Consider the following 26,058-nt stretch of genomic DNA (forward strand, 5'->3'; position numbering starts at 1 on the left):
GTTGCCGGCTACAAAAAGGGAAAAACCACGCTTCCTCCCTCTTCATAAGCAATCTCGTCAGGCCAATGCAGACAAGGTCCGCCGTTTTGCTGGTTCGGCCGTCGGGCTGTGCGGAATAAACGACACAACCCAGTCAACCAGCACGGTGATCGCGTGGAAAATAAACTTCAATGACGGTGGAGCAAACTCCGCGAGGTGCCGGTAGCCCCGGAAACCAAGCTTGAGAATATCCACCAGGCTTTCCAGCGGCTTATCCTCGGGGAAACTGTCCTGCCATAGCGCCCAGGTGTCGGCGCGGGCAAAAGTACACTGAATAAAATCAATATGTTGTTTGGTGGTCATCTGCGCCAGCTGCAGGCCGACTTCGTCACCAAAGACCCTCATCACCTGGGCCGGGAAGAAGAACTCCTGCGCCCCACGCTTGAGCAGCAGATTCACTTTTTGGCCTTCCAGCACCTGCGTTGGGCCATGAATCTTGATGCCTACCCCGCCGTCTGAATAGTCGTGCACGGTGCAGGGGAACAGATGGCCGTCTTCACGCGCCAGCGCCGCCGGCATGGCGATTTCAACGCGGTGCGCGCGCCTGACCTGCTTACTCTCAACCGAAACGGCGACTGCGCCACCGAGAATAATCAGGTTGTAGAATACCCAAAGCAGGCTCACCACCACCGTTAGCGCCTCGTTTTCGGGGCCGTAGAAGAAACGCCATGCCCCAACGGCAACGCCCAGCAGGTTAACCAGCACCAGCACGAGGTACGGCCTTGTGATCACCCAGTCTACGTACTCGTTTTCAACTAACCCGCCTTTCGCGGTGACGTTGAACTTCCCTTTGTGCGGGTTGAATAGCGCCACCAGCGTAGGCTGGGCGATATACCACGCCAGCACCGTTTCATAGATTTCACTCCAGAACGAATGGCGGTACTTGCCCTGAATTTTGGAGTTGGTCAGGCTGGCGTGAACCATGTGCGGCAGAACAAACAGCGCAATCATGATAGCCGGGGCGTAAATGATATAGGCGTGGAACAGCAGAAACGCCAGCGGCGCAGTCAGGAAGATAAGCCGCGGGATCCCCGACAGGAAGTGGAACATGGCGTTGGCGTAACAGAGTCGCTGGGCAAACTTCAGCCCTTTGCCGAAGAACGGGTTATCGAGACGGAAAATCTGCGTCATGCCGCGCGCCCAGCGAATACGCTGCCCGATGTGCGCCGAAAGGCTTTCCGTTGCCAGCCCAGCCGCCTGCGGAATACGCAGATAAGCCGAGGTGTAGCCGCGCCGGTGCAGGCGCAGCGAAGTGTGCGCATCTTCGGTCACCGTTTCGACGGCGATACCGCCAATTTCGTCCAGCGGCCCACGGCGGATCACCGCACAGGAACCGCAGAAGAACGTGGCATCCCACATGTCGTTCCCGTCCTGCACCAGCCCGTAGAACAGCGTGCCTTCGTTAGGCGTTTTACGAAAACGCCCAAGGTTGCGCTCGAACGGGTCGGGCGAGAAGAAGTGGTGCGGCGTCTGCATCATCGCCAGCTGTTTCTCTTTGAAGAACCAGCCCATAGTCAGCTGCAGGAAGGAGCGCGTTGGCACGTGGTCGCAGTCGAAGATGGCGACGAAATCACCTTTGGCATGCTTCAGCGCGTTATTGATGTTCCCCGCTTTGGCGTGCTCGTGCGTTGGGCGAGCGATATAATTTACCCCGACCATATCGGCGAACTGCTTAAACTCCTCGCGCCCGCCGTCGTCCAGAATCCAGATGTTCAGCTTGTCCTTCGGCCAGTCTATGCCCAGCGAGGCGTAGATGGTGCCCTTCACAACGTGCAGTTCTTCGTTATAGGTCGGGACAAAAATATCCACCACCGGCTAGGTGCTCATGTCTTTTGGCATCGGCACCGGCTGGCGGTTCAGCGGCCACACCACCTGGAAATACCCCATCACCAGCACCAGCCAGGCGTACGTCTCGGCAAACAGCAGCCCCAGCCCGAAGGCAAGGCTCACCGGATCGTTCCAGTTAAGGGTCGAGGTGTAGCGCCACCAGATATAGCGGCAGGAAACGGTCAGCGACAGCACGATCAGCATCAGCGCGGCAAAACGCCCGGGCAACCGGCGAACCAGCAGCGCGACGCCCCACAGCAGCAGCAGGAAGATAAGCTGCGACAGCGGGTTAAACGGCTGAGTGATGCAAAGCAGGGCCAGCACGGCGGAAAAGACCACGATCGCGCCCAAAATAATACGCCGGGCGGTGTGGCTGATATGGCCCAGCTCTTTCTTCTCTTCGAGGTGCTGGGTGCGATTGCTAAAGTTTTCCGGCAGCTTATTCAGCCAGTCATGCCAGCTCTCGCGCCACGCCTGAATTCGGGCAAAAGAACGCACGCGAGGGCGCCCGCTTTTCTTGCCGGCACGAAGCATCAGCCACAGGCTTTGAATAGCGTAACGGACAGCGTCCAGCGGCCGAGGCCTGTCGGGATTGATGTGCGGATAAAGCTGGTCATGCTCGGCGCGTATGCGGCTCCAGCGCTGGCCTTCAAGCGGCAGAACAATCCACGCCAGAATAAAGACTATGCAGCCCAGCACGGCGCTGAACGGCGGAGCGCCGTTGCGACGGAAAGTACGATAACGCTCCCCCAACCGCCGGCTGGCAGCAGGAAGTAACAGCCACGACGCCAGGTTACTCATGCTTCTTCCCTGAAAGGTTCAGCAGGCACCAGTTAGCGAGCGTCATAATTTCTTCTGCGATAAGCGAGTCTGGACGATGCTCGCCAGGCGGCTGTTTTACCGCGGCGCTTTCGGCCATCGCCTCATCCCGGTGGAGAATAATAGGGATCATCGTGCGCTGGCTCTGCAGCCAGATTTGGTAGATATCGTCCTGCAATTGGCTCGCTACCAGAAGATAGTTCACCAGTAAGTGCGCGCCTTTAGGCAGGGCCTGCTGGTGCAGGCGGATATGGCAGTTGGTGTCCGGTTTTACCACCGTCAGTACGCTATCGGTTTGCGCCAGAATCTGACGCGTTAATGCGTTAAAGCCGTGAGGTAAGTCCAGTAAAATCCACTGGTATTGCTGGCTCGCTTTCAGGTCAGCGAGAAAATGGCTGAACTGCCCGAGGGCTTTTTCCACCGTCTCGAACGTTTCATGCTCAGCCGGGCTCAGTTGACCAAACGGCAGCACGTCAAGGTGGCTGGTATAACGCCACGCGCTTTTGCGCCAGTCTTCGTTATCCAGCATGGCGCGCGCCCAGCCCTTAGGCTCTGCGAAATCAATATTATAAAACATGCGCAGCAGGTTATCTGGCGAGATATCTATCACCAGTACCGACTCCCCAAGCTGCTGCAACGACCAGCCAAGTGCCGCGGTGATAGAAGTCGTCCCTACACCACCACGCAACCCCTGCAACCCAATGACAGCCATCAGGCCTACTCCCTATTGTTGCGTTAATTCCGCCAGCAACGGCCAGCGCTTAATTGCCGCCGCCAGCTGTTCCTGCTGCGATATATCGGTGTAATCTATTTCCGGCAGTGAGAATGCTTTACTTAGCGCCAGAAAATCATTTTGGAAGGCATAAACAAGCTTGTTTTCCTGAGCATTGCCAGTCTCTTCATCTTGCATTTTGGTAGTCATCCCTCGGGCAGGTTTCGTCACCAGCGATAACGGCAAATGTCCGGAAAACGAAAAGTGTTTTACAATGCTAAAACTGATGCTGTTTATTTTCAATGGTAGGTTTCTTTCTTAGCTTACGCTAGTAAACTGACATACATACTAATTTATCTCCAGGGGACGCCATGGAACCCATATTTTCGCTTGGCATCCGTTCATTGTGGAACGAATTGAGCCATATGCCCGCAGGCGGCATCTGGTGGCTAAACGTAGAATGTCAGGATGACGCAATAAACATTGTTAATCAAACAGTTGCAGCCCAAAACTCGGATGCAAACGTTGCCGTCATTGCAATGTCAGCCAGGCCAAAACAAACGATAAAGCTCGACTCGACGAAAGGCCCGGAGAAAATACGCCTTTTTACGATGCCTTCGACTATCAATGGGCTCAACTCGCTGCGCCGTGATTTGATGTGCAGCATTAATCCCGAACACTACTTTTTTATACTCTTAAGCTCAGATAACGTTTGGGACAATATATCAACAGCCGACCTGCGCCATTGGCTTGCCGCGATGGGAAAATGGACCAAACGCATTAAGTGCAGTCTGCTTTTTGTCAATGTCGGAAATAATAATGACAAACAATTCTCATTATTAGTCAGCGAACATCGCAGCCTTTCCGGCCTCGCCAGCCTGCGCGCACAAAGTGATATTCACCGTTACGACGTAGCCTTCTGGTGTAATGAGAGAGGCGTCACAGCCGATCAACAACTTAATATTCAATGGCAAAATGAAGCGTGGCAGGTGCAGGAAAATTCCGAAAACGCCCCTCAGCCCCGCAGCGATGAAAAACGCGTGCTCAGCCACATTGCGGTGCTGGAAGGTGCCCCTGCCCTGTCGGAAAACTGGCAGCTCTTCGACAACAACGAGCAGCTGTTTGAAGCGGCGCGAACCGCGCAGGCCGCGACGATCATTTTCTCTCTCACCCAGAACGGCCAAATCAACAGCATTGCCCGCCAGATCCACTCGCTCCGCCGCCAGCGCGGCAGTGCGCTCAAACTCGTTGTCCGCGAAAACCAGGCCAGCCTGCGCGCCACCGACGAAAGGCTTTTACTGGGCTGCGGCGCCACGCTGATTATTCCGTGGAACGCCCCGCTTTCACGCTGCCTGACGATGATAGAAAGCGTGCAGGGCGCGAAGTTTACCCGCCATGTGCCGGAAGACATTAGCGTCCTGATAGACCAGATGCAGCCGCTGAAGCTGCGCGGCTACCAGCCGTGGGACGTCTTCTGCAACGGCATCGGCACGCTGATGAACAACGCTTTGCTGCCGGAAGACGGCAAAGGCGTAATGGTCGCGCTGCGCCCGGTGCCAGGGCTGCGGGTTGAGCAGGCGCTGACGCTGTGCCGTCCGAACCGCATGGGCGATATCGTCACCCTCGGCGAAAACCGGCTGGTGCTGTTCCTCTCTTTCTGCCGAATTAACGATCTCGATACCGCGCTGAATCACATATTCCCGCTGCCGGTGAACGACATTTTCACCAACCGCATGGTGTGGTTTGAAGACAGCCAAATCACGGCTGAAATACTCCAGATGCAGGCCATGCGTCCGGAGAAGTGGGCGAAGCCGCTTGCCGCCACCCTCGACCTGAACACCGTGCGCCATGTCAGCCGCGAAGGGCACGGCTGGCGTCGGGGGCCAACGCCCATCACGCTGCTGGATGACACGCCGAGGGAGCAGACACCATGATGAACATCACCGACATCATTCAGCTCATCGTGCTTTGCGCGATTATTTTTATTCCGCTGGGCTACACCGCTCGCCGCTGGCTTCCTCGCCTTACCGCTTCGGTACGGCTGATGTTTTTAAAACCACGCTACGTTAAACCGGCCGGAACGCTGCGCCGAACTTCCGTCAAGGCAGACCATCAACATGACTAATCACTCTCAAACGGCAAAGTCGCCAGCCTATTTTCTGCAATACTGGCGTGGCCTGGGTGGCTGGAACTACTACTTCCTGTTGAAGTTCGGGCTGCTGTGGACCGGCTATCTTAATTTTCATCCGCTGGCAAACCTGGTTTTTCTGGCCTTTTTGCTGTTCCCGCTGCCGCCGCTCAAACTTCATAAGCTGCGTAACTGGATAGCCCTGCCGGTGGGAATTGGCCTGTTCTGGCACGATACCTGGCTGCCGGGACCTGACAGCATCATGAGCCAGGGCTCGCAGGTTGTCGGCTTTAGCGCAGACTACCTTCTCGACCTGGTGACACGCTTTATTAACTGGCAGATGATCGGCGCGGCGTTTGTGCTGCTGGTTGCCTGGCTGTTTGTCTCGCAGTGGCTGCGCGTCACGGTCTTCGTCGTCGCAATCCTGGTGTGGCTGAACCTGCTAACCGTGGCCGGCCCGGCTATCTCTTTACTGCCGTCGACGTCGCAAACGACAGCCTCCGTTAACGCTGGCGGCACGGCTGGGGCAACAACTTCCGGCAATACGCTGGCCCCGGTTCCCGGTGATATTCCGGCGCAAACGGCACCACCGACCAGCGATAACATCACCGCGTGGCTGAACAGCTTCTATGCCAGCGAAGCTAAACGGCAGACCAAATTCCCGGACGCGCTGCCCGCAGACGCTCAGCCTTTTGAGCTGCTGATCATTAACATCTGCTCGCTTTCCTGGTCCGATATCGAGGCGGTGGGCCTCAGTTCGCATCCGCTGTGGAAACACTTCGATATTCTGTTTAAAAACTTCAACTCGGCGACGTCTTACAGCGGCCCGGCGGCTATTCGCCTGCTCCGCGCCAGCTGCGGCCAGTCCACGCATAAAGGACTGTATGAACCAGAGGGCAACCAGTGCTATCTGTTTGACGATCTTGCCCGCCTGGGCTTTAAGCAGCAGCTGATGATGGATCACAACGGCGTGTTCGGTGACTTCCTGAAAGAAGTCCGTGAGTACGGCGGCATTCAGGTGCCTCTGATGGATCAAAGCGGGCTGCCAAGCGGCCTGCAGGCGTTCGACAATTCGCCAATTTACGACGACACTGCCGTGCTGCACCGCTGGCTGCAGGGTGAGCAGAACGACGGGGTTAACCCGCGTACCGCCACCTTCTACAACCTGGTACCGCTGCATGATGGCAACCACTATCCGGGGAACAGCAAGCCTGCAGACTATAAGGTACGTGCCCAGAAGCTGTTTGATGAGCTGGACTCATTCCTGACCGAGCTTGAGAAGTCGAACCGTAAAGTGATGGTGGTGATTGTGCCGGAGCACGGCGCGGCGCTGAAAGGCGACAAAATGCAGGTGTCGGGACTGCGTGATATCCCAAGCCCGGATATCACCCACGTTCCTGCAGGCGTGAAGTTCGTCGGTATGAAGGCGCCACACGGCGGCGATGCCATTGAAATCACTCAGCCGAGCAGCTATCTGGCGATTTCTGAACTGGTTTCCCGCTCGATAGACGGCAAGAACTTTGTCGCCGACCAGGTCGACTGGAACGCGCTGACCGGCAACCTGCCGCAAACCGCCCCGGTTTCCGAAAACTCTACGGCGGTGGTGGTGAAGTACCAGGATAAGCCTTATGTCCGCCTGAGCGGCGGCGACTGGGTGCCTTATCCGCAATAAGGTTTGCGTTTAGACGATTGAAAACCGGCGCCTGGAGCGCCGGTCACATTGATGACAAACAGCCGAAAAACGTGGTTTTCGACTGTTTGGGGCAAACCAGAGAACATTATTCATTGTTTTTAGTAGACCTGGGTTCGGACTTTTTTAGAGCAATGAACTTTGTCAGCAGTCTCACCGGCGCCTGGAGCGCCGGTTTTTTTATGCGGCTATCGGAAAATCTGAACCGCAGTGAGCCAGATTACCCCAAAGGACTCAGGGTGATTTCTACGCGACGGTTTTGCGCTTTGCCTTCCGCAGTGCTGTTGCTGGCGATAGGATTCGCCGGGCCTGCGCCGGAGGTGCGAATACGGCTCGCGTCAACGCCCTGGGTAATCAGCGCGCTGCCTACGCCGTCCGCACGCTGCTGTGACAGACGCATGTTCAGCTCTTTGCTGCCGGTACTGTCGGTATAGCCGACCACGTTAACCGCCGTTTTTGGATATTCTTTCAGTACCATCGCCACGCCGCTCAGGGTATTGGCCCCCGCCGGTTTCAGGGTGGCGCTACTGCTGTCGAAGGTGACGTTATTCGGCATATTCAGCACGATGTTATCGCCGCTGCGGGTCACGCTCACGCCGGTTCCACGCATTTTGTCGCGCAGTTTGGCTTCCTGCACATCCATGTAATAGCCCACACCGCCCCCGAGCGCTGCACCCGCGGCCGCGCCAATCAGAGCGCCTTTACCGCGATCTTTCTTCGATGACGAAAGAACCCCTACGCCAGCCCCTACCAGCGAGCCAATTCCGGCTCCTATCCCTGATTTCCCGGCCTGGCTTTCACCGGTGTACGGGTTAGTGGTACAGCCAGAAACCGCTAAGGTGCCACACACGACGGCGGCGATAATCATGACGCGTTTTTTCATCTTATTTCCTTCAATCCTTATTCATCCTTTGCCGGATACGAACCCGGCGATTGATTATGACGATAATTCGTGTAGAAAATTCCGGTAAGTATTCTGAATAGTTGTCGCAAATTGAGTGGGCATAGCCCACCGCCTGCAATCGCGGAGCCCAAATTGGCCAATTCATCCTCTTCACGTAAACAGATCCTCACTGCCGCGCACTGGGGCCCCATGCTGGTCGAAACCGACGGAGAACGCGTTTATCACTCTCGCGGCGCGCTTGAAACCGGTCATCAAAACTCCCTGCAAAGCGCGGTGCCGGATCAGGTTCACAGCAAAGCTCGCGTCGCGTTTCCCATGGCGCGTAAAGGCTTTCTGGCCTCGCCGGATAAGCCACAGGGCGTTCGCGGCAAAGATGAGTATGTGCGCATCAGCTGGGATGACGCGCTGACGCTGATTCACCAGCAGCACAAACGCATTCGGGAGAACTACGGCCCGGCGGCAATTTTCGCAGGCTCCTACGGCTGGCGCTCCAACGGCGTGCTGCACAAAGCCTCCACGCTGCTTCAGCGCTACATGAGCCTGGCGGGCGGCTATACCGGGCACTCCGGCGACTACTCGACCGGTGCCGCGCAGGTGATCATGCCCTACGTGGTCGGCTCCAATGAGGTTTACCAGCAGCAAACCAGCTGGCCGCTGCTGCTTGAGCACAGCGACGTGGTGGTGCTGTGGAGCGCGAACCCGCTTAACACGCTGAAAATCGCCTGGAATGCCAGCGACGAACAGGGCGTGAAGTACTTCGAGCAGCTAAAAAACAGCGGCAAAACGATTATCGCCATCGACCCGATGCGTTCAGAAACCGTCGACTTCTTCGGGGCACGCGCCGAATGGATCGCCCCGCACATGGGCACCGACGTAGCGCTAATGCTCGGCATTGCCCACACGCTGGTTGTGCATGGCAGGCACGATACGGATTTCCTCGCCCGCTGCACCTATGGCTATGACAGGTTTGAAGCCTACCTGCTCGGCAACACCGACGGCATCCCGAAAAGCGCGGCCTGGGCCGCTGAGATCTGCGGTATTCCGGCAGACACAATCGAAAAGCTGGCGGACCTTTTCAGCCAAAAACGCACCATGCTGATGGCTGGTTGGGGCATGCAGCGCCAGCAGTACGGCGAGCAAAAACACTGGATGCTGGTCACGCTGGCGGCGATGCTGGGCCAGATAGGCACGCCTGGCGGCGGCTTTGGTCTTTCCTATCACTTTGCCAACGGCGGTAACCCGACGCGTAGCGCGGCCGTGCCCGGCTCGCTACAGGGCTCGCTTGCTGGCGGCACCGACGCAGTAGAAAAAATCCCCGTGGCACGTATCGTCGAGGCGCTGGAAAATCCAGGGGTGGCCTATCAGCATAACGGCAGACAGCACACCTTCCCCGACCTCCGCATGCTTTGGTGGGCGGGTGGCAGCAACTTCACCCATCATCAGGACACAAACCGTCTTGCCGCAGCCTGGCAGAAGCCGGAGCTGATCGTTATCTCCGAATGTTTCTGGACGGCGGCGGCAAAACACGCCGATATCGTTCTGCCGGTAACCACCTCGTTCGAGCGAAACGACATGACGATGACCGGGGATTACAGCAACCAACACCTTGTGCCGATGAAGCAGGTGGTTTCCCCGCAGGGCGAAGCGTGGAATGATTTTGATATCTTTGCTGAACTGAGTGAAAAATGGGAAACCGGCGGTAAAGAACGGTTCAGTGAAGGAAAAAGCGAGCTTGAATGGCTGGAGAGTTTCTATGACATTGCCCGCCAACGAGGCGCAGCCCAACGGATCGAACTTCCGGAATTTAACGACTTCTGGGAAGCTAACCAGCTGATAGAAATGCCAGAAAACGCGAAAAATGCTGAATTCATTCGCTTCTCAGCTTTTCGCGACGATCCTGAAGCAAACCCGCTCAAAACGCCGAGCGGTAAAATTGAAATCTATTCCGAGCGCATCGCCAGTTTTGGCTACCAGGATTGCCCGCCGCACCCAAGCTGGCTGGCACCTGACGAATGGCAGGGCAACGCTGCTTCCGGCCAGCTGCAGCTGCTCTCATCCCATCCGGCACACCGCCTGCACAGCCAGCTAAACTACGCCGCGCTGCGCGACCAGTATGCGATAGCGGGACGTGAACCTATTACGCTGCATCCGATTGACGCCAAAGCGCGCGGCATTGAGCACGGAGATTTAGTGCGGGTATGGAACGCTCGCGGGCAGGTCCTGGTGGGCGCTCAGGTTACCGACGGCATCAGGCCCGGCGTGGTCTGTATCCACCAGGGTGCATGGCCCGATCTGGACGAAGATAACCTGTGCAAAAACGGCGCGGTTAACGTACTCACGATGGATATTCCGTCTTCACGGCTGGCTAACGGCTGCGCGGCAAACAACTCCCTCGTCTGGGTAGAGAAATTTACCGGTCCGGCGCCTACGGTGACGGCGTTTGATCCGCCTGCCAGCTCATAATCCACGTCGGGTGCTGCGTCTCTTCCTGCCACGCGCTTTCTTCTATGCGAAAGCCGTGGCGGTGGTAGAAATGTACCGCCTGGCGATTTTTCTGGTACACCTCGAGGCTCAAGGCCGGGTATTCCTCTTTGGCCTTCTCCAGCAGCTTGCCGCCGATGCCTTGCCCCGTGCAGGAAGGCGCCACGAACAGCGCGCCAATAAACTGCTTCTCCATGACGCTGATAAACCCCACCAGCTGCCGCTCATGCAAATAGACCCACGTTTTTGACTGCGGGATATACACATTGCGCACCAGGTTCACGCTCTCATGCCAGTAGCTTTCCGCGATAAACGGATGCCCGTCGATGGTGCTCTCAAGCCAGAGCGCCATCAGCGCATCCATTTCCCCGGCGTTAAAGGGCCGGATCATTGGCGAAAATCTGGGTGGCAGAAGCAGCCCGTCACATGGTCATTGACCAGGCCGCAGGCCTGCATAAACGAATAGCAGATTGTCGAGCCCACGAACTTAAAGCCGCGTTTTTTCAGCGCTTTAGACAACGCATCTGAGGTTGGCGTAAAGGCTGGAACTTCGCTGAGCGAGGCGGCATGCGAGATCTGCGGCTTATTCTCCACGAAGGCCCAGACGAACTCGGGGAATTTCTCTCCGTTGGCCTCCATCGCCAGAAAGGCTTTGGCGTTATTGATAATGGCCTCAATTTTCCCACGATGGCGAATAATCCCGGCGTCCTGCATCAGCTCATCCACCTCTTCCGGCTGGATCAGCGCGACGGCATAAGGGTCGAAATTCCTGAAGCGCTGGCGGTAGTTCTCACGTTTTTTTAGCACGGTTATCCACGATAGCCCTGCCTGCTGGCCTTCAAGACAGATCATCTCAAACAGCTTTTGCCCGTCGGTGACCGGCACGCCCCATTCTTTGTCGTGATAGTCCAGATACAGCGGATCCTGAGTGACCCAGCCACAACGTTCCATTTCGTTCTCCCTCATCACCTTCCGCACCCGCGGGCAAATTCACAATCTGACAATAGTGAATCCGGGGCGTTTCGCAACCCTAAACGAGATCAAAGAAAGGTGATTTAGCACTGATGATTTTGCAAAGTGTTAACTATGTCCCATTTATGATTTAACATTTAATATACAGCAATCACGCACAATAGATTGATAGCAAGCACTAACCAACATAACTCAACATGCATTGTGGAGGCCGTTCATACCGCCTCAGAGGCATTTCATTCCGTTCTCCACGCATTTCATGCCGTTTTTTCCTGGAATAAACGGCGCTTCGCTATCGTAGGCGGCAGATAACTTCCCTTAGATTCGCAGGACATCTGCCATGAACACTGCCACCTACAACCGTACTCGCTGGTTAACCCTCATCGGGACCATCATTACCCAGTTCGCACTGGGTTCCGTTTATACCTGGAGCCTGTTCAACAGCGCGCTGTCCCAGAAGCTGGACGCCCCTATCAGCCAGGTCGCCTTCTCCTTCGGCCTGCTGAGCCTGGGCCTCGCCATCTCCTCTTCCGTAGCGGGCAAACTGCAGGACCGCTTCGGCGTACGTAAGGTCACCATGGCGGCAGGCGTGCTGCTCGGTGCCGGTCTGTTCTTCACCGCGCACGCCAACAACCTGATGATGCTGTGGCTCACCGCAGGCGTACTGGTCGGCCTGGCCGACGGCGCAGGCTACCTGCTGACGCTGTCTAACTGCGTGAAATGGTTCCCGGAGCGCAAGGGCCTGATTTCTGCTTTCTCCATCGGTGCCTATGGCCTCGGCAGCCTCGGTTTTAAATATATTGATACCCATCTGCTGGCGGCCTACGGCCTCGAAAACACCTTTATGATTTGGGGCGGCCTGGCGATGGTCATGGTGCTGTTCGGCGCCACCATGATGAAAGATGCTCCGCTGCAGGAAACCAAAACCGCAAACGGCGCGGCGAAAACAGACTTCACCCTGGCGGAATCTATGCGTCAGCCACAGTACTGGATGCTGGCGCTGATGTTCCTGACCGCCTGCATGAGCGGCCTGTACGTTATCGGCGTAGCAAAAGATATCGCGCAGGGCATGGTGCACCTGGATGCAATGTCCGCCGCCAACGCGGTGACCGTTATCTCAATTGCTAACCTGAGCGGCCGCCTTATCCTCGGTATTCTGTCCGATAAAATCGCCCGTATTCGCGTTATCACGATTGGCCAGGTGATTTCTCTGGTCGGTATGGCGGCCCTGCTGTTTGCCCCGCTGAACGAAATGACGTTCTTTGCGGCCATCGCCTGCGTTGCCTTTAACTTTGGCGGCACCATCACCGTTTACCCTTCTCTGGTCAGCGAATTCTTCGGCCTGAACAACCTGACTAAAAACTACGGCGTGATTTACCTGGGCTTCGGTATCGGCAGCATCTGCGGCTCCATCATCGCCTCGCTGTTTGGCGGCTTCTACGTCACCTTCTGCGTCATCTTCGCCCTGCTGATTCTCTCCCTGGCGATTTCCACCACGATTCGTCAGCCAGCCCGTGCAGCGCTGAACCACAAACACGCACACGCCTGATTATTCCTGATAATCAGCAGATACAGCCGCCTACTCGGGCGGCTTTTTTTATTCCAGAAGCGCAAGTCAGGATTGGGCCACTGCCTACAAGTAAGGTAATTAACTCACCATCAAAGATCTGAGGCGCCAACTGTAAATAACGGGCCAGATCGTCACGTATCTGGATACATCCCTCTTATCCTGTGCTCTACTAGCCGCCGCTGAGTTTTGACGCGGAGATGAGATTTTTCTTTGAATTCACCCCTCATAGAGAACTACGCTCGAACCCCACGGTCTGATAAGCGCTAATATGTTTATATCGCCAGGATACCCTGCATGAATTACTTTAAGACAATGTCCCAGCAGAAATTATGTTTACTGCTCGGGGTCTACATTGGTTGGTTTTTAAATATTTCTGTTTTCTATCAACGCTTTGATAGCCGGGCACAGGTTTTCATCGCCTGGAAGGGCCTTGCCGCTGCAACTGAGTTTTTCGCCTGCCTGCTGGTGACGTTTTTCCTGTTCCGCCTGCTGTCGATTTTTGGCCGCAACCTCTGGCGCGTGCTGGCTACCTTTGTAGTGCTTTGCTCGGTGGCCGCCAGCTACTATATGACCTTCTTCAACGTGGTGATCGGCTACGGCATTATTGCCTCGGTGATGACCACTGATATCGACCTGTCTAAAGAAGTGGTGGGCTATCACTTCGCTATCTGGATGGTGCTGGTTAGCCTTATACCGCTGTATCTGATCTGGACGAACAGGTCACAAGATACGCTGCTTCAGCAGCTGAAAACCCCTGGCCAACGCATTAAAAACATCGCTATCGTCGTCTGCGCAGGCTTACTGGTTTGGGCGCCGCTGCGTACGCTGGGTGAAATACAGTCCAACGATGAGCGCGGCTCAACCACAGATATGGCAAGCTACGGCGGCGTCGTGGCGAGTTCCTATGTTCCGGTAAACTGGGTTTCCTCGCTGGGGCTGTTTGCCTGGGCACAGGCCGACGAATCTGACGGTAACGGTTCTCTGATGAACCCAACGAAAAAATTCACCTACGTCGCGCCGCCAGGCATGGATGACACCTACGTGGTGTTTATTATCGGCGAGACAACCCGCTGGGATCACATGGGCCTGCTCGGCTATGACCGCGACACCACGCCAAAACTCTCTAAAGAGAAAAACCTGGTCGCTTTTCGCGGCCAGTCCTGCGATACCGCCACTAAACTCTCGCTGCGCTGCATGTTCGTGCGCGAAGGCGGAGCTGAAGATAACCCTCAGCGAACCCTCAAAGAGCAGAATGTTTTTGCGGTCCTGAAACAGCTGGGCTTTAGCTCCGACCTGTACGCCATGCAGAGCGAAGTCTGGTTCTATAAAAATGCCATGCCGGACACCCTGGCCTTCCGCGAACAAATTGCCGCTGAGCCTCGTAACCGCGGTAAAACCGTGGACGATATGCTGTTAGTGGATGAGATGAAGCAGTCGCTCAATCGCAACCCCGATGGCAAACATCTTATTATCCTGCACACCAAGGGTTCTCACTTCTCCTACGCTCAGCGCTATCCGCGCAGCTTTGCGAAATGGACGCCTGAGTGCATCAACCTCGAAAAAGGTTGTTCAAAGGAACACCTGATCAACGCCTTTGATAACTCGGTGCTGTACATCGATACGATGATCGACAGCGTGATTGACCAGGTGCGCGATAAGAAGGCGATTGTTTTCTACGCCGCGGATCACGGTGAGTCCATCAGCGACTCAATGCACCTGCACGGCACGCCGCGAGCTATGGCTCCGCCAGAGCAGTTCCGCGTGCCGCTGATGATTTGGGCCTCGGACAAGTATCTGGAGAACCCAACGTTCGCCGAGTCCTTTAAACACCTGCAGGAACAGGCAAAAATGAAGGTGCCGCATCGCCACGTTGAGCTGTACGACACTATTCTCGGCTGCCTGGGGTATACCTCACCCAACGGCGGGATTAACCAGAACAACAACTGGTGTCACGTTCCAAATAAAGCCGTGAACTAACCGATTCACTGCGGCACGCATTTGAATAAAACACTCCGTATCGCGGGGTGTTTTATTCTCTTCAGCCCACGGGTTTATTCGCATCAGGTTCTGCTATTTTGGCCTCTGCCAGGCCACATTAAGTCATCGTGTTTGGTTATGGAAAACCGTGGTTTTTTGCGCCGTCGCTTATGATGGGAGACAGCATTTTCCGCTGTGAGCGATGCAGATCACAAAATAAATCGTGCAACAATTCATCATTTAACACAAAATTTTACCCATTCAGGGCAATCGATTCCCTCTGTAGGTTGCAAATTAATCAGTGTAATATTCTGGTAACAAGCCTGTAGCATAAATTTCCCTGCTGGAAATGACCCCTGAAGGTTTTTTTAATCTTTGCCCGCTAAATCCCACCTTGCTTGTAAATCCCCGTAACCTGTATTGACGTTTCCTTAATCTGTTGACAGATTGTAGGACGAGAGGAGCTATTTACGGACCGTCTGTGCTACCTCCATGCATGACTCGCGAAAGGAACTGCTAGCCTCACCACTGCCTCCGGGCACACCGTACCGACCACCCACAAATAACAATGGTCAGACGGTTACAAAACACAACACGACACATAATTGGAGCAGAATAATGAGTATTTCCTTGAAGAAGTCAGGGATGCTGAAATTTGGTCTGAGCCTGGTTGCCATGACCGTTGCAGCAAGCGTACAAGCCAAAACCCTGGTTTACTGTTCAGAAGGTTCCCCAGAGGGCTTTAACCCACAGCTGTTCACCTCCGGCACGACTTACGATGCCAGCTCCGTACCGATTTATAACCGACTGGTAGAATTCAAAACCGGCACCACCGAAATCATCCCTGGCCTCGCTGAGAAATGGGACGTTAGCCCGGACGGTAAAACCTACACCTTCCACCTGCGTAAAGGCGTGAAGTGGCAGGACAATAAAGACTTCAAACCGACTCGTGATTTTAACGCCGACGACGTTGTGTTCTCCTTCGACCGTCAGAAAAACAAAGACAACCCGTACCACAAAGTTTCTGGCGGCAGCTATGAATACTTCGAAGGTATGGGCCTGCCTGACCTGATTACCGAAATCAAGAAAGTCGACGACAACACCGTGCAGTTCGTGCTGGCACGTCCAGAAGCGCCGTTCCTCGCGGACATGGCCATGGACTTCGCCTCTATTCTTTCTAAAGAATATGCCGACAACATGATGAAAGCCGGCACCCCGGAAAAAACCGACCTGAACCCAATCGGTACCGGCCCATTCCAGCTGCTGCAGTACCAGAAAGACTCCCGTATTCTGTATAAAGCCTTCGAAGGCTACTGGGGCACCAAGCCGAAGATCGATCGTCTGGTCTTCTCCATCACCCCAGACGCTTCCGTGCGTTACGCCAAGCTGCAGAAAAACGAATGTCAGGTGATGCCGTTCCCGAACCCGGCTGACATCGCCCGCATGAAAGAAGACAAAAACATCAATCTGATGGAACAGGCCGGCCTGAACGTGGGCTACCTCTCCTTCAACACCGAGAAGAAGCCGTTTGACGACGTGAAAGTGCGCCAGGCGCTGACCTACGCGGTAAACAAAGAAGCGATCATCAAAGCGGTTTATCAGGGCGCGGGCACCGCGGCTAAAAACCTGATCCCACCAACCATGTGGGGCTACAACGATGACGTGAAGGACTACACCTACGATCCTGAAAAAGCGAAAGCGCTGCTGAAAGAAGCGGGCCAGGATAAAGGCTTCACCGTTGACCTGTGGGCTATGCCGGTACAGCGTCCTTATAACCCGAACGCTCGCCGCATGGCCGAGATGATTCAGGCTGACTGGGCGAAAGTGGGCGTGACCGCCAAAATCGTGACCTACGAGTGGGGCGAGTACCTGAAGCGTGCTAAAGCGGGCGAGCACCAGGCCGTAATGATGGGCTGGACCGGCGACAATGGGGATCCGGATAACTTCTTCGCGACCCTGTTCAGCTGTGCCGCGGCGAAAGACGGTTCTAACTACTCTCGCTGGTGCTACAAGCCGTTTGAAGACCTGATTCAGCCGGCTCGCGCAACCGACGACCACAACAAGCGTATTGAACTGTACAAACAGGCTCAGGTTGTGATGCACGATCAGGCGCCTGCGCTGATCATCGCTCACTCCACCGTGTTCGAGCCAGTGCGTAAAGAAGTCAAAGGCTACGTGGTCGATCCGCTGGGCAAACACCACTTCGAAAACGTGTCCGTCGAATAATAAAAGTTACGTGCTTTATTCCCTCTCCCTCAAAGGGAGAGGGGAAACATTTGTGAGCAATACAGACGGAACAGTTACCAGGCTTTCCGTCACTACAGAGAATCCGGGATATGCTGCAGTTCATCCTCCGACGACTGGGGTTAGTCATCCCCACGTTTATAGGTATTACCCTACTCACCTTCGCTTTCGTGCATATGATCCCCGGAGACCCGGTAATGATCATGGCCGGAGAGCGCGGTATTTCTCCTGAGCGCCATGCTCAGCTGCTGGCCGAGCTTGGTCTCGACAAGCCAATGTGGCAGCAATACCTCCATTACATTTGGGGCGTAATGCATGGCGATCTGGGTATTTCATTAAAGAGTCGCCTCCCGGTCTGGGACGAGTTCGTGCCACGCTTTAAAGCGACGCTGGAACTCGGCATCTGCGCGATGATGTTCGCCGTTGCCGTCGGTATTCCGGTCGGGGTACTTGCCGCCGTGAAGCGTGGCTCTATCTTCGACCATACCGCCGTGGGCCTCGCGCTGACCGGCTACTCCATGCCAATTTTCTGGTGGGGCATGATGCTCATCATGCTGGTCTCGGTGCACTGGAACCTGACGCCGGTTTCCGGGCGCGTGAGCGACACCGTGTTCCTTGATGACTCCCTGCCGCTCACCGGGTTTGCGCTGATAGACACCGCTATCTGGGGCGAGCCGGGCGACTTTATTGACGCCGTAGCCCACATGGTTCTGCCTGCCGTCGTGCTGGGCACTATCCCGCTGGCGGTTATCGTGCGTATGACCCGCTCCTCGATGCTGGAAGTGCTGGGCGAAGACTACATCCGTACCGCTCGCGCCAAGGGCCTGACGCGTATGCGCGTAATCGTGGTCCATGCGCTGCGCAACGCGATGCTGCCGGTGGTCACCGTAATCGGCCTGCAGGTCGGAACCCTGCTTGCGGGTGCCATCCTGACGGAAACTATCTTCTCCTGGCCGGGTCTTGGCCGCTGGCTCATCGACGCCCTGCAGCGTCGTGACTACCCGGTAGTCCAGGGCGGCGTGCTGCTGGTGGCGACGATGATTATCCTCGTCAACCTGCTGGTAGACCTGCTGTACGGCGTGGTGAACCCGCGTATACGCCATAAGAAATAAGGGGCCATCATGACGCAACTGACTGAAAACAAAGTGGTGGCAGCACCCAAGCCGATGACGCCTTTCCAGGAGTTCTGGCACTACTTCAAACGTAATAAAGGGGCGGTGATCGGCCTGGTGTACGTCGCCGTAATGATCTTCATCGCCGTGTTCGCTAACTTCATCGCGCCTCACGCGCCCGCAGAGCAGTTCCGCGACGCGCTGCTGCGCCCGCCGGTCTGGCAGGAAGGCGGCAGCTGGAGCTACATCCTCGGCACCGATGACGTGGGCCGCGATGTGCTCTCCCGCCTGATGTACGGCGCACGCCTGTCGCTGCTGGTCGGCTGCCTGGTGGTCGTCCTGTCGCTGGTAATGGGCATCGTGCTGGGCCTGGTCGCCGGTTACTTTGGCGGCGTGGTCGACAACATCATCATGCGCGTGGTCGATATCATGCTGGCGCTGCCAAGCCTGCTGCTGGCGCTGGTGCTGGTGGCTATCTTCGGCCCGTCTATCGGTAACGCCGCGCTGGCGCTGACCTTCGTTGCGCTGCCGCACTATGTGCGTTTAACCCGCGCTGCGGTGCTGGTGGAAGTTAACCGCGACTACGTCACCGCTTCCCGTGTTGCGGGCGCCGGTCCGGTTCGCCAGATGTTTGTGAATATCTTCCCGAATACCCTCGCGCCGCTGATTGTTCAGGCGTCGCTCGGTTTCTCGAACGCCATTCTCGATATGGCCGCCCTTGGCTTCCTCGGCATGGGTGCGCAGCCGCCAACACCGGAGTGGGGCACCATGCTCGCCGACGTATTGCAGTTCGCGCAGAGTGCCTGGTGGGTTGTGACCTTCCCTGGGGTTGCGATCCTGCTGACGGTGCTGGCATTTAACCTGATGGGTGACGGTCTGCGTGACGCGCTCGATCCCAAACTGAAGCAGTAAGAGGTTCGAGATGGCGTTATTAAATGTAGATAAATTATCGGTGCATTTCGGCGACGAAGACGCACCGTTCCGTGCCGTTGACCGCATCAGCTATAGCGTGGATCAGGGGCAAGTTGTCGGCATCGTGGGGGAGTCCGGCTCCGGTAAATCCGTCAGCTCGCTGGCGATTATGGGGCTTATCGACTTCCCAGGCCGCGTAATGCCGGAAAAACTGGAGTTCAACGGCCGGGACCTGAAGCGCATTTCTGAGAAAGAGCGCCGCAACCTGGTGGGCGCCGAAGTGGCGATGATCTTCCAGGACCCGATGACCAGTCTGAACCCGTGCTACACCGTCGGTTTCCAGATTATGGAAGCCATTAAGGTGCACCAGGGCGGTAATAAGAAAACCCGCCGCCAGCGCGCTATCGACCTGCTGACCCAGGTGGGGATCCCCGATCCGGGTTCGCGCCTCGACGTTTATCCGCACCAGCTCTCCGGCGGGATGAGCCAGCGCGTGATGATCGCCATGGCGATTGCCTGTCGTCCTAAGCTGTTGATTGCCGATGAGCCGACCACCGCGCTCGACGTAACCATTCAGGCGCAGATCATCGAGCTGCTGCTGGAGCTGCAGCAAAAAGAGAACATGGCGCTGATCCTGATCACCCATGACCTCGCGCTGGTTGCCGAAGCCGCCCATAAAATCATCGTGATGTACGCAGGTCAGGTAGTGGAAGCGGGCTCGTCCCACGATATCTTCCGCGCGCCTCGCCACCCGTACACTCAGGCCCTGCTCCGTGCGCTGCCGGAATTTGCACAGGATAAAGCGCGTCTGGCCTCGCTGCCGGGCGTGGTACCGGGCAAGTACGACCGACCAAACGGCTGCCTGCTTAACCCGCGCTGCCCGTACGCCACCGACAAATGCCGCAGCGAAGAGCCGGAGCTCGCCATGCTGGCAGACGGGCGTCAGTCCAAATGCCACTACCCACTCGATGATGCCGGGAGGCCAACCCTATGAGTACCCAACAGGCCGCCGCGCAACCGCTGTTGCAGGCCATCGACCTGAAAAAACACTACCCGGTGAAGAAGGGCTTTTTCGCCCCTGAACGCCTGGTGAAAGCGCTGGACGGAGTGAGCTTCACCCTCGAGCGCGGTAAAACGCTGGCGGTCGTCGGCGAGTCCGGCTGCGGGAAGTCCACCCTTGGCCGCCTGCTGACGATGATTGAAGTCCCAACCGGCGGGGAGCTGTACTACCAGGGCCAGGATCTGCTGGTCCCGGACGTTTCGGCGGAAAAACTGCGCCGCCAGAAAATTCAGATCGTGTTCCAGAACCCGTACGGCTCGCTGAACCCACGTAAAAAAGTCGGGCAGATTCTGGAAGAACCGCTGCAAATCAACACCAGGCTGAGCAAAGCCGAGCGCCGTGAAAAAGCGCTGGAAATGATGGCGAAAGTGGGTCTGAAAACCGAGCACTACGACCGCTATCCGCACATGTTCTCCGGCGGCCAGCGTCAGCGTATCGCTATCGCCCGCGGCCTGATGCTTGACCCGGACGTGGTGATTGCCGATGAGCCAGTGTCCGCGCTGGACGTGTCGGTTCGGGCGCAGGTGCTGAACCTGATGATGGACCTGCAGCAGGATTTGGGGCTGTCCTACGTGTTCATCTCCCACGACCTGTCGGTGGTGGAGCACATTGCCGATGAAGTGATGGTGATGTACCTGGGCCGCTGCGTGGAGAAAGGCAGTAAAGAGCAGATTTTCTCTAATCCACTGCACCCGTACACCCAGGCGCTGCTGTCCGCTACGCCACGTCTGAACCCGGACGAACGCCGCGAACGCATCAAGCTGACCGGCGAGCTGCCAAGCCCGCTGAACCCACCGCCGGGCTGCGCCTTTAACGCCCGCTGCAGCCGTCGCTTCGGGCCATGCACCCAGCTCCAGCCGCAGCTTAAGGATTACGGCAACGGCCAGCTGGTGGCGTGTTTCGCTGTCGATCAGGATGTGAACGGGGAACTGCGTTAATTTCCCCAACAGTAAAAAAAGAAAACCGACGTGAGAGCGTCGGTTTTTTTATATGCTCGCCTGAACCAGACGATGAAGGCGCGACGTATCCACAGACTTCTCGGCCTCAGCGAGGCTGAAAGCGCTCTGAGTTTTCATCCAGACATCGGGCGAACTCCCAATGACGATAGAAAGCTTAAACGCCATTTCAGGCGTCAATGCGGCTTTTCCCGTTATGTTCCTCTATGCGCAACAAAAGAACCGCGCATCTGTGAAGGGTAAGCGGCAAGAATATGGGGAGCTGCGGCAGCCAAAAAGCTGCCATTGGCAAAGCAGGAATCCGTCTCGCAGAAACTCTTTTTTATTATTTCAGGTGTTCAACCAGCGCAGCATAATGCTCGGCCATCGCCTTTCCCCCGCAAAAAAATATGTTACTCTCCGCTGGGTTACCCCTCTGGAGATGGCTATGAACGGCAAGGCAGCGCGCCCTACGATAAGCGATGTCGCAAAAGCGGCGAAGACCGGGAAGACCAGCGTCTCCCGCTACCTTAACGGCGAGCAAAACGCGCTGTCCGACGACCTCCTTGGCCGCATTGAGCGTGCCATTGCCGATCTCGATTATCGCCCAAGCCAAATGGCCCGCGGACTGAAACGAGGTCGTACCCGCCTCATCGGCCTGATCATTGCCGACATCACCAATCCCTATTCCGTCGACGTGCTTAGCGGCATAGAAGCCGCCTGCCGCGAGAAAGGCTTCACGCCGCTGGTGTGTAACACCAACAACGAAGTCGATCAGGAGCTGCACTATCTCGACCTGCTGCGCAGCTATCAGGTTGAGGGGATCGTGGTCAACGCGGTTGGGATGCGTGAAGAAGGGCTCAACCGCCTGCAGCAGTCCGCGCTGCCGATGGTGCTTATCGACCGTAAAATCCCAGGCTTTGCCTGCGACATGGTCGGGCTGGACAACATTCAGGCCGCAACCACCGCCACCGAACACCTCATCGAGCAGGGCTTCGAGGCGATGTTGTTCCTGAGTGAGCCGCTGGGCATGGTGAATACTCGCCATGAACGCTTACGTGCATTTCGTAGCACGCTTGAGCGCTATCCCGGCGTGATCGCCGAAAATGCCGAAACGCCGCTGCATGAGGCAGAGTTAATCGACAACACGCTGCGCCAGTTCCACACCCGCCACCGTGGGATGCGCAAAGCGGTTATCTCCGCCAACGGCGCACTCACCCTGCAGGTTGCCCGCTCTCTGCGCCGCATCGGCCTGAGCTGGGGCAGCGATATCGGCCTGCTGGGCTTTGACGAGCTGGAATGGGCAGAGCTTGCCGGCGTTGGCATTACCACCCTGAAGCAGCCGACCTGGCAGATAGGCTATGCCGCGCTGGAGCAGGTTGTGAGGCGCATTGAAGGTACCGCTGAAACCGTGCGTGAGCAGCTCTTTTCCGGCGAGCTTATCGTGCGCGGCTCCACCTCCCGCTAAATCTTTTGTTCGTGATGGCGCTCAAAAATTAGCACTGGCGTTCTTTTCTTTGGAACCGGTTCCATCTAGCGTAATAACATCGTTAGTTAGCTGTTATCGCCCTGGAGACCGCCATGTCGCGAAAAATTATCGTCGTCACCGCCGCCTACGGCCACGACCGCATTGCCGCCCTCGGCGGGCAGCAGGCCTTGCTGCCCATTATTGCCGAAGCAGGTGCCGACGGCGTAGAGATCCGCCGCGAACTGTTCACCTCCGCGCAGTTAGATTTTCTGTCGACGATGGCCGGTGAAATCACCCAGCACGGGCTGGAAGCCTGCTATTCCGCGCCAGAGCCGCTGTTCACGGGCGACGCCAAGCTGAATCCGCTGATCCCTTCGCTGTTACAGGAGGCTCATCAGCTGAACGCCCGCTGGCTCAAGCTCTCTCTCGGGCAGTTTAACCACGCCCGGATGTTCGACACGCTGAAGCAGTGGCTTAGCGAAAGCCCCGTCTCGCTGGTGGTGGAAAACGACCAAACCGACAGCGGAAAGCTGGCCCCAATGCAGCGCTTCCAGGCCGCCTGTGACGTTCACAACCTGCCGGTCACGCTCACTTTCGACATGGCAAACTGGCTATGGGTGGATGATTCCCCACAGCAGGCCGCGCGCGCCCTGGCGCCTTCCGTCAGCTATATCCACGTGAAAACGGCAGTTGCCCACCATAACCACTACCGCGCCGTGGCGCTGGATGACGCCAGCTCTGACTGGAAAGGGCTGCTGAACATGCTGCCGGTGGATGCCCCACGCGGCATTGAGTTTCCGCTGGAAGGGCGAGACCTGGTCGCGGTAACCCGTCATTACGTCAATCTGCTACGCGAGGAGTAACCATGCATCAGCTGGATGTCATCACGATTGGTGAAGCGATGGCGATGTTCGTCGCCAGCGAAACCGGCGATCTGGCCGCCGCCGAACACTTTGTTAAACGCGCCGCAGGTGCCGAGCTGAACGTCGCCACAGGGCTGGCTCGCCTGGGCTTAAACGTCGGCTGGGTAAGCCGCGTAGGCAATGACTCCTTTGGCCGCTACGTGCTGCAACAGCTGGCGAAGGAAAACATCGATGCCCGCGCCGTCACCGTAGACGAGCAATACCGCACCGGCTTTCAGCTCAAATCCAAAGTCGAAGATGGAACCGATCCCATCGTGGAATATTTCCGCAAGGACTCCGCCGCCAGCCATCTGTCGGTGGCCGACTTCAACAGCGAATACTTTCTCTCGGCGCGCCATCTGCACCTGAGCGGCGTGGCGGCAGCCCTGTCAGGCACGTCGCTGGAGCTGCTGAATCACGCGGCAAAAACGATGAAGCAGCAGGGCAAAACGCTCTCCTTCGATCCTAACCTGCGCCCGGTACTGTGGCGCAGCGAAGCCGAAATGGTGCAGCAGCTTAACCAGCTGGCCTTCCAGGCCGACTGGGTGCTGCCCGGCGTGAAAGAAGGCATCGTGCTCACCGGGCAAAACACCCCGGAAGGGATCGCCGATTTTTATCTTCATCATGGCGTAAAAGTCGTAGTGCTAAAAACCGGCGCGGACGGCGCCTGGTATAAAACCGCAGACGGCGAGAAAGGCGCGGTCGCGGCGGTAAAAGTAGACAACGTAGTGGATACCGTGGGTGCCGGAGACGGCTTTGCGGTCGGGGTGATAAGCGCCCTGCTGGAAGGGAAATCTTTGCATCAGGCCGTCAGCCGGGGCAACAAAATCGGCTCACTGGCGATACAGGTCATCGGTGACAGCGAAGGGCTACCGACCCGAAGCGCACTGGGCGAATAAACCCGACTCCATCGCTTTGTACCCTACAGACAAAGCGATACGGTTAACCTCAAGATAGAGGCACTCTCATGAAAAACCAGACAATCGCGCCGAAGCGCTGGTGGTACATCATGCCTATCGTGTTTATCACGTATAGCCTGGCTTACCTCGACCGCGCCAACTTCAGCTTCGCCTCCGCCGCGGGCATCAACGATGACCTCGGCATTACCAAAGGGATTTCATCCCTGCTGGGCGCGCTGTTCTTCCTCGGCTACTTCTTCTTCCAGATCCCCGGGGCGATGTACGCCGAGCGCCGCAGCGTGCGCAAACTTATCTTCGTCTGCCTGATCTTATGGGGCGGCTGCGCCTCGCTGACCGGTATGGTGAGCAACATTCCGATGCTGGCCGCCATTCGCTTTGTGCTCGGCGTGGTTGAGGCGGCGGTGATGCCGGCGATGCTGATTTATATCAGCAACTGGTTTACCAGGTCCGAACGTTCCCGCGCCAATACTTTCCTGATCCTCGGCAACCCGGTCACCGTGCTGTGGATGTCGGTGGTGTCCGGCTACCTGATTCAGGCCTTCGGCTGGCGCGAAATGTTTATCTTCGAGGGGATCCCGGCGGTTATCTGGGCTTTTGCCTGGTGGGTGCTGGTAAAAGATAAACCTGCCCAGGTGGGCTGGCTGTCAGACGGTGAAAAATCTGCCTTGCAGGCACAGCTACAAAAAGAACAGGAAGGCATTAAAGCCGTGCGTAACTACGGTGAAGCCTTCCGGTCACGTAACGTGGTTATCCTGTGTATGCAGTACTTCGCCTGGAGCATCGGCGTGTACGGTTTCGTGCTGTGGCTGCCGTCGATTATCCGCAGCGCGGGTGCGGCGGGCATGGGGATGGTGGAGGTCGGCTGGCTCTCTTCCGTACCTTACCTGGCCGCGACTATCGCGATGATCGCCGTCTCCTGGGCGTCGGACAAAATGCAAAACCGGAAGCTGTTCGTCTGGCCGCTGCTGCTGATTGGCGCGCTGGCGTTCCTGGGCTCATGGCTGGTCGGGGCCAACCATTTCTGGGTGTCCTATACGCTGCTGGTGATTGCCGGGGCAGCAATGTACGCCCCGTACGGCCCGTTCTTCGCCATTATCCCGGAGATGCTGCCGAAGAACGTGGCCGGCGGCGCGATGGCTTTAATCAACAGCATGGGTGCGCTGGGTTCTTTCGTCGGCTCCTGGTTTGTGGGCTACCTGAACGGCGCCACGGGCAGCCCGGCGGCGTCCTATGTCTTTATGGGGCTGGCGCTGCTCGCCTCGGTATGGCTTACTCTGATTGTTAAGCCTGCTAACCATCAACAAATACCGTCCGGCGCACATCACGCCTGACCCCGCGCCGGGCGATTTGTCGCCCGGTTCGCGTTTAACCGAAAACGGAGAATCT

At 56.8% G+C, this 26,058-nt stretch carries 20 protein-coding genes and 2 pseudogenes; 15 read left to right on the top strand and 7 right to left on the bottom strand.

The genetic code is table 11. The features are described 5' to 3' along the window. Positions 1 to 57: 57 nt before the first annotated feature. The 3 genes and pseudogenes from bcsA to bcsR form a co-directional block, all read right to left on the bottom strand. Positions 58 to 2,667: pseudogene (gene bcsA / locus HX778_RS03290) on the bottom strand (UDP-forming cellulose synthase catalytic subunit). Further along, complete coding sequence (bcsQ, locus tag HX778_RS03295) at positions 2,660 to 3,397, bottom strand: cellulose biosynthesis protein BcsQ (protein WP_038477520.1); 738 nt, start codon at positions 3,395 to 3,397, stop codon at positions 2,660 to 2,662. The pseudogene bcsA and the gene bcsQ overlap by 8 nt, the downstream one beginning before the upstream one ends. 12 nt (positions 3,398 to 3,409) lie before the next feature. Further along, a complete protein-coding gene (gene bcsR, locus HX778_RS03300; protein WP_038483072.1) occupies positions 3,410 to 3,595 on the bottom strand; it encodes a cellulose biosynthesis protein BcsR in 186 nt (61 codons plus the stop codon). Between the two features lie 173 nt (positions 3,596 to 3,768). Here bcsR and bcsE point away from each other — a divergent pair, with 173 nt between their 5' ends. The 3 genes from bcsE to bcsG are packed head-to-tail and all read left to right on the top strand — an operon-like array spanning position 3,769 to position 7,197. Further along, on the top strand, positions 3,769 to 5,331 hold the full coding sequence (gene bcsE / locus HX778_RS03305; RefSeq protein WP_176981286.1) for a cellulose biosynthesis protein BcsE: 1,563 nt from the start codon (positions 3,769 to 3,771) through the stop codon (positions 5,329 to 5,331). After that, a complete protein-coding gene (gene bcsF, locus HX778_RS03310; RefSeq protein WP_235212935.1) occupies positions 5,331 to 5,522 on the top strand; it encodes a cellulose biosynthesis protein BcsF in 192 nt (63 codons plus the stop codon). The genes bcsE and bcsF overlap by 1 nt, the downstream gene beginning before the upstream one ends. Beyond that, entirely contained in the window at positions 5,515 to 7,197 is a 1,683-nt protein-coding gene (gene bcsG / locus HX778_RS03315; RefSeq protein ID WP_176981287.1) for a cellulose biosynthesis protein BcsG, read from the top strand. The genes bcsF and bcsG overlap by 8 nt, the downstream gene beginning before the upstream one ends. Before the next feature lie 238 nt (positions 7,198 to 7,435). On the opposite strand, the gene HX778_RS03320 is transcribed toward bcsG, so the two are convergent. Then, complete coding sequence (locus HX778_RS03320) at positions 7,436 to 8,098, bottom strand: OmpA family lipoprotein (RefSeq protein WP_038477507.1); 663 nt, start codon at positions 8,096 to 8,098, stop codon at positions 7,436 to 7,438. Between the two features lie 153 nt (positions 8,099 to 8,251). Between HX778_RS03320 and HX778_RS03325 the strand changes: the two genes are divergently transcribed. Further along, entirely contained in the window at positions 8,252 to 10,582 is a 2,331-nt protein-coding gene (locus HX778_RS03325; RefSeq protein WP_176981288.1) for a molybdopterin guanine dinucleotide-containing S/N-oxide reductase, read from the top strand. On the opposite strand, the gene HX778_RS03330 is transcribed toward HX778_RS03325, so the two are convergent. After that, positions 10,545 to 10,991, bottom strand: a complete 447-nt coding sequence (locus HX778_RS03330; RefSeq protein ID WP_176981289.1) for an N-acetyltransferase — start codon at positions 10,989 to 10,991, stop codon at positions 10,545 to 10,547. The genes HX778_RS03325 and HX778_RS03330 overlap by 38 nt on opposite strands. Then, complete coding sequence (gene tag / locus HX778_RS03335; protein ID WP_176981290.1) at positions 10,988 to 11,551, bottom strand: DNA-3-methyladenine glycosylase I; 564 nt, start codon at positions 11,549 to 11,551, stop codon at positions 10,988 to 10,990. Before tag ends, HX778_RS03330 begins: the two co-directional genes overlap by 4 nt. A 361-nt stretch (positions 11,552 to 11,912) precedes the next feature. Between tag and HX778_RS03340 the strand changes: the two genes are divergently transcribed. The 7 genes from HX778_RS03340 to dppF all read left to right on the top strand — a co-directional run bounded on the left by HX778_RS03340 (position 11,913) and on the right by dppF (position 21,385). After that, a complete protein-coding gene (locus HX778_RS03340; RefSeq protein WP_176981291.1) occupies positions 11,913 to 13,121 on the top strand; it encodes an MFS transporter in 1,209 nt (402 codons plus the stop codon). 315 nt (positions 13,122 to 13,436) lie between these two features. Next, on the top strand, positions 13,437 to 15,119 hold the full coding sequence (gene eptB, locus HX778_RS03345; protein ID WP_038477490.1) for a kdo(2)-lipid A phosphoethanolamine 7''-transferase: 1,683 nt from the start codon (positions 13,437 to 13,439) through the stop codon (positions 15,117 to 15,119). 618 nt (positions 15,120 to 15,737) lie between these two features. Further along, positions 15,738 to 17,345 (top strand): dipeptide ABC transporter periplasmic-binding protein DppA, encoded by a 1,608-nt coding sequence (gene dppA / locus HX778_RS03350; RefSeq protein ID WP_176981292.1) that lies wholly within the window; start codon positions 15,738 to 15,740, stop codon positions 17,343 to 17,345. Positions 17,346 to 17,455: 110 nt separating this feature from the next. Next, positions 17,456 to 18,475 carry a dipeptide ABC transporter permease DppB gene (gene dppB, locus HX778_RS03355; protein WP_038477484.1) on the top strand — a complete coding sequence of 340 codons (1,020 nt, stop codon included), beginning with the start codon at positions 17,456 to 17,458 and terminating at the stop codon, positions 18,473 to 18,475. A 9-nt stretch (positions 18,476 to 18,484) separates the two neighbouring features. Then, entirely contained in the window at positions 18,485 to 19,387 is a 903-nt protein-coding gene (gene dppC / locus HX778_RS03360) for a dipeptide ABC transporter permease DppC (protein ID WP_038477481.1), read from the top strand. A 10-nt stretch (positions 19,388 to 19,397) separates the two neighbouring features. After that, positions 19,398 to 20,381, top strand: a complete 984-nt coding sequence (gene dppD / locus HX778_RS03365; protein WP_038477478.1) for a dipeptide ABC transporter ATP-binding protein — start codon at positions 19,398 to 19,400, stop codon at positions 20,379 to 20,381. Next, on the top strand, positions 20,378 to 21,385 hold the full coding sequence (gene dppF / locus HX778_RS03370; protein WP_038477475.1) for a dipeptide ABC transporter ATP-binding subunit DppF: 1,008 nt from the start codon (positions 20,378 to 20,380) through the stop codon (positions 21,383 to 21,385). The genes dppD and dppF overlap by 4 nt, the downstream gene beginning before the upstream one ends. Positions 21,386 to 21,433: 48 nt before the next feature. On the opposite strand, the pseudogene HX778_RS25075 reads toward dppF, so the two are convergent. Continuing rightward, a pseudogene (locus tag HX778_RS25075) lies at positions 21,434 to 21,607 on the bottom strand (addiction module antidote protein, HigA family); the annotation flags it as partial. Positions 21,608 to 21,830: 223 nt separating this feature from the next. Here HX778_RS25075 and HX778_RS03375 point away from each other — a divergent pair. The 4 genes from HX778_RS03375 (at position 21,831) to HX778_RS03390 (ending at position 26,003) form a co-directional block, all read left to right on the top strand. After that, on the top strand, positions 21,831 to 22,850 hold the full coding sequence (locus HX778_RS03375; protein WP_038477472.1) for a LacI family DNA-binding transcriptional regulator: 1,020 nt from the start codon (positions 21,831 to 21,833) through the stop codon (positions 22,848 to 22,850). A gap of 113 nt (positions 22,851 to 22,963) precedes the next feature. Continuing rightward, on the top strand, positions 22,964 to 23,713 hold the full coding sequence (locus tag HX778_RS03380) for a sugar phosphate isomerase/epimerase (RefSeq protein ID WP_176981293.1): 750 nt from the start codon (positions 22,964 to 22,966) through the stop codon (positions 23,711 to 23,713). A 2-nt stretch (positions 23,714 to 23,715) separates the two neighbouring features. Next, positions 23,716 to 24,651, top strand: coding sequence for a sugar kinase (locus HX778_RS03385; protein ID WP_038477466.1), 936 nt, complete (start codon positions 23,716 to 23,718; stop codon positions 24,649 to 24,651). A 68-nt stretch (positions 24,652 to 24,719) separates the two neighbouring features. Further along, positions 24,720 to 26,003 (top strand): MFS transporter, encoded by a 1,284-nt coding sequence (locus HX778_RS03390; RefSeq protein ID WP_176981294.1) that lies wholly within the window; start codon positions 24,720 to 24,722, stop codon positions 26,001 to 26,003. Positions 26,004 to 26,058 lie beyond the last annotated feature (55 nt).

Origin of the sequence: Cedecea sp. P7760, from assembly GCF_013386425.1 — a bacterium.
In the GTDB taxonomy this organism is placed as follows: Bacteria; Pseudomonadota; Gammaproteobacteria; order Enterobacterales; family Enterobacteriaceae; genus Cedecea; species Cedecea selenatireducens.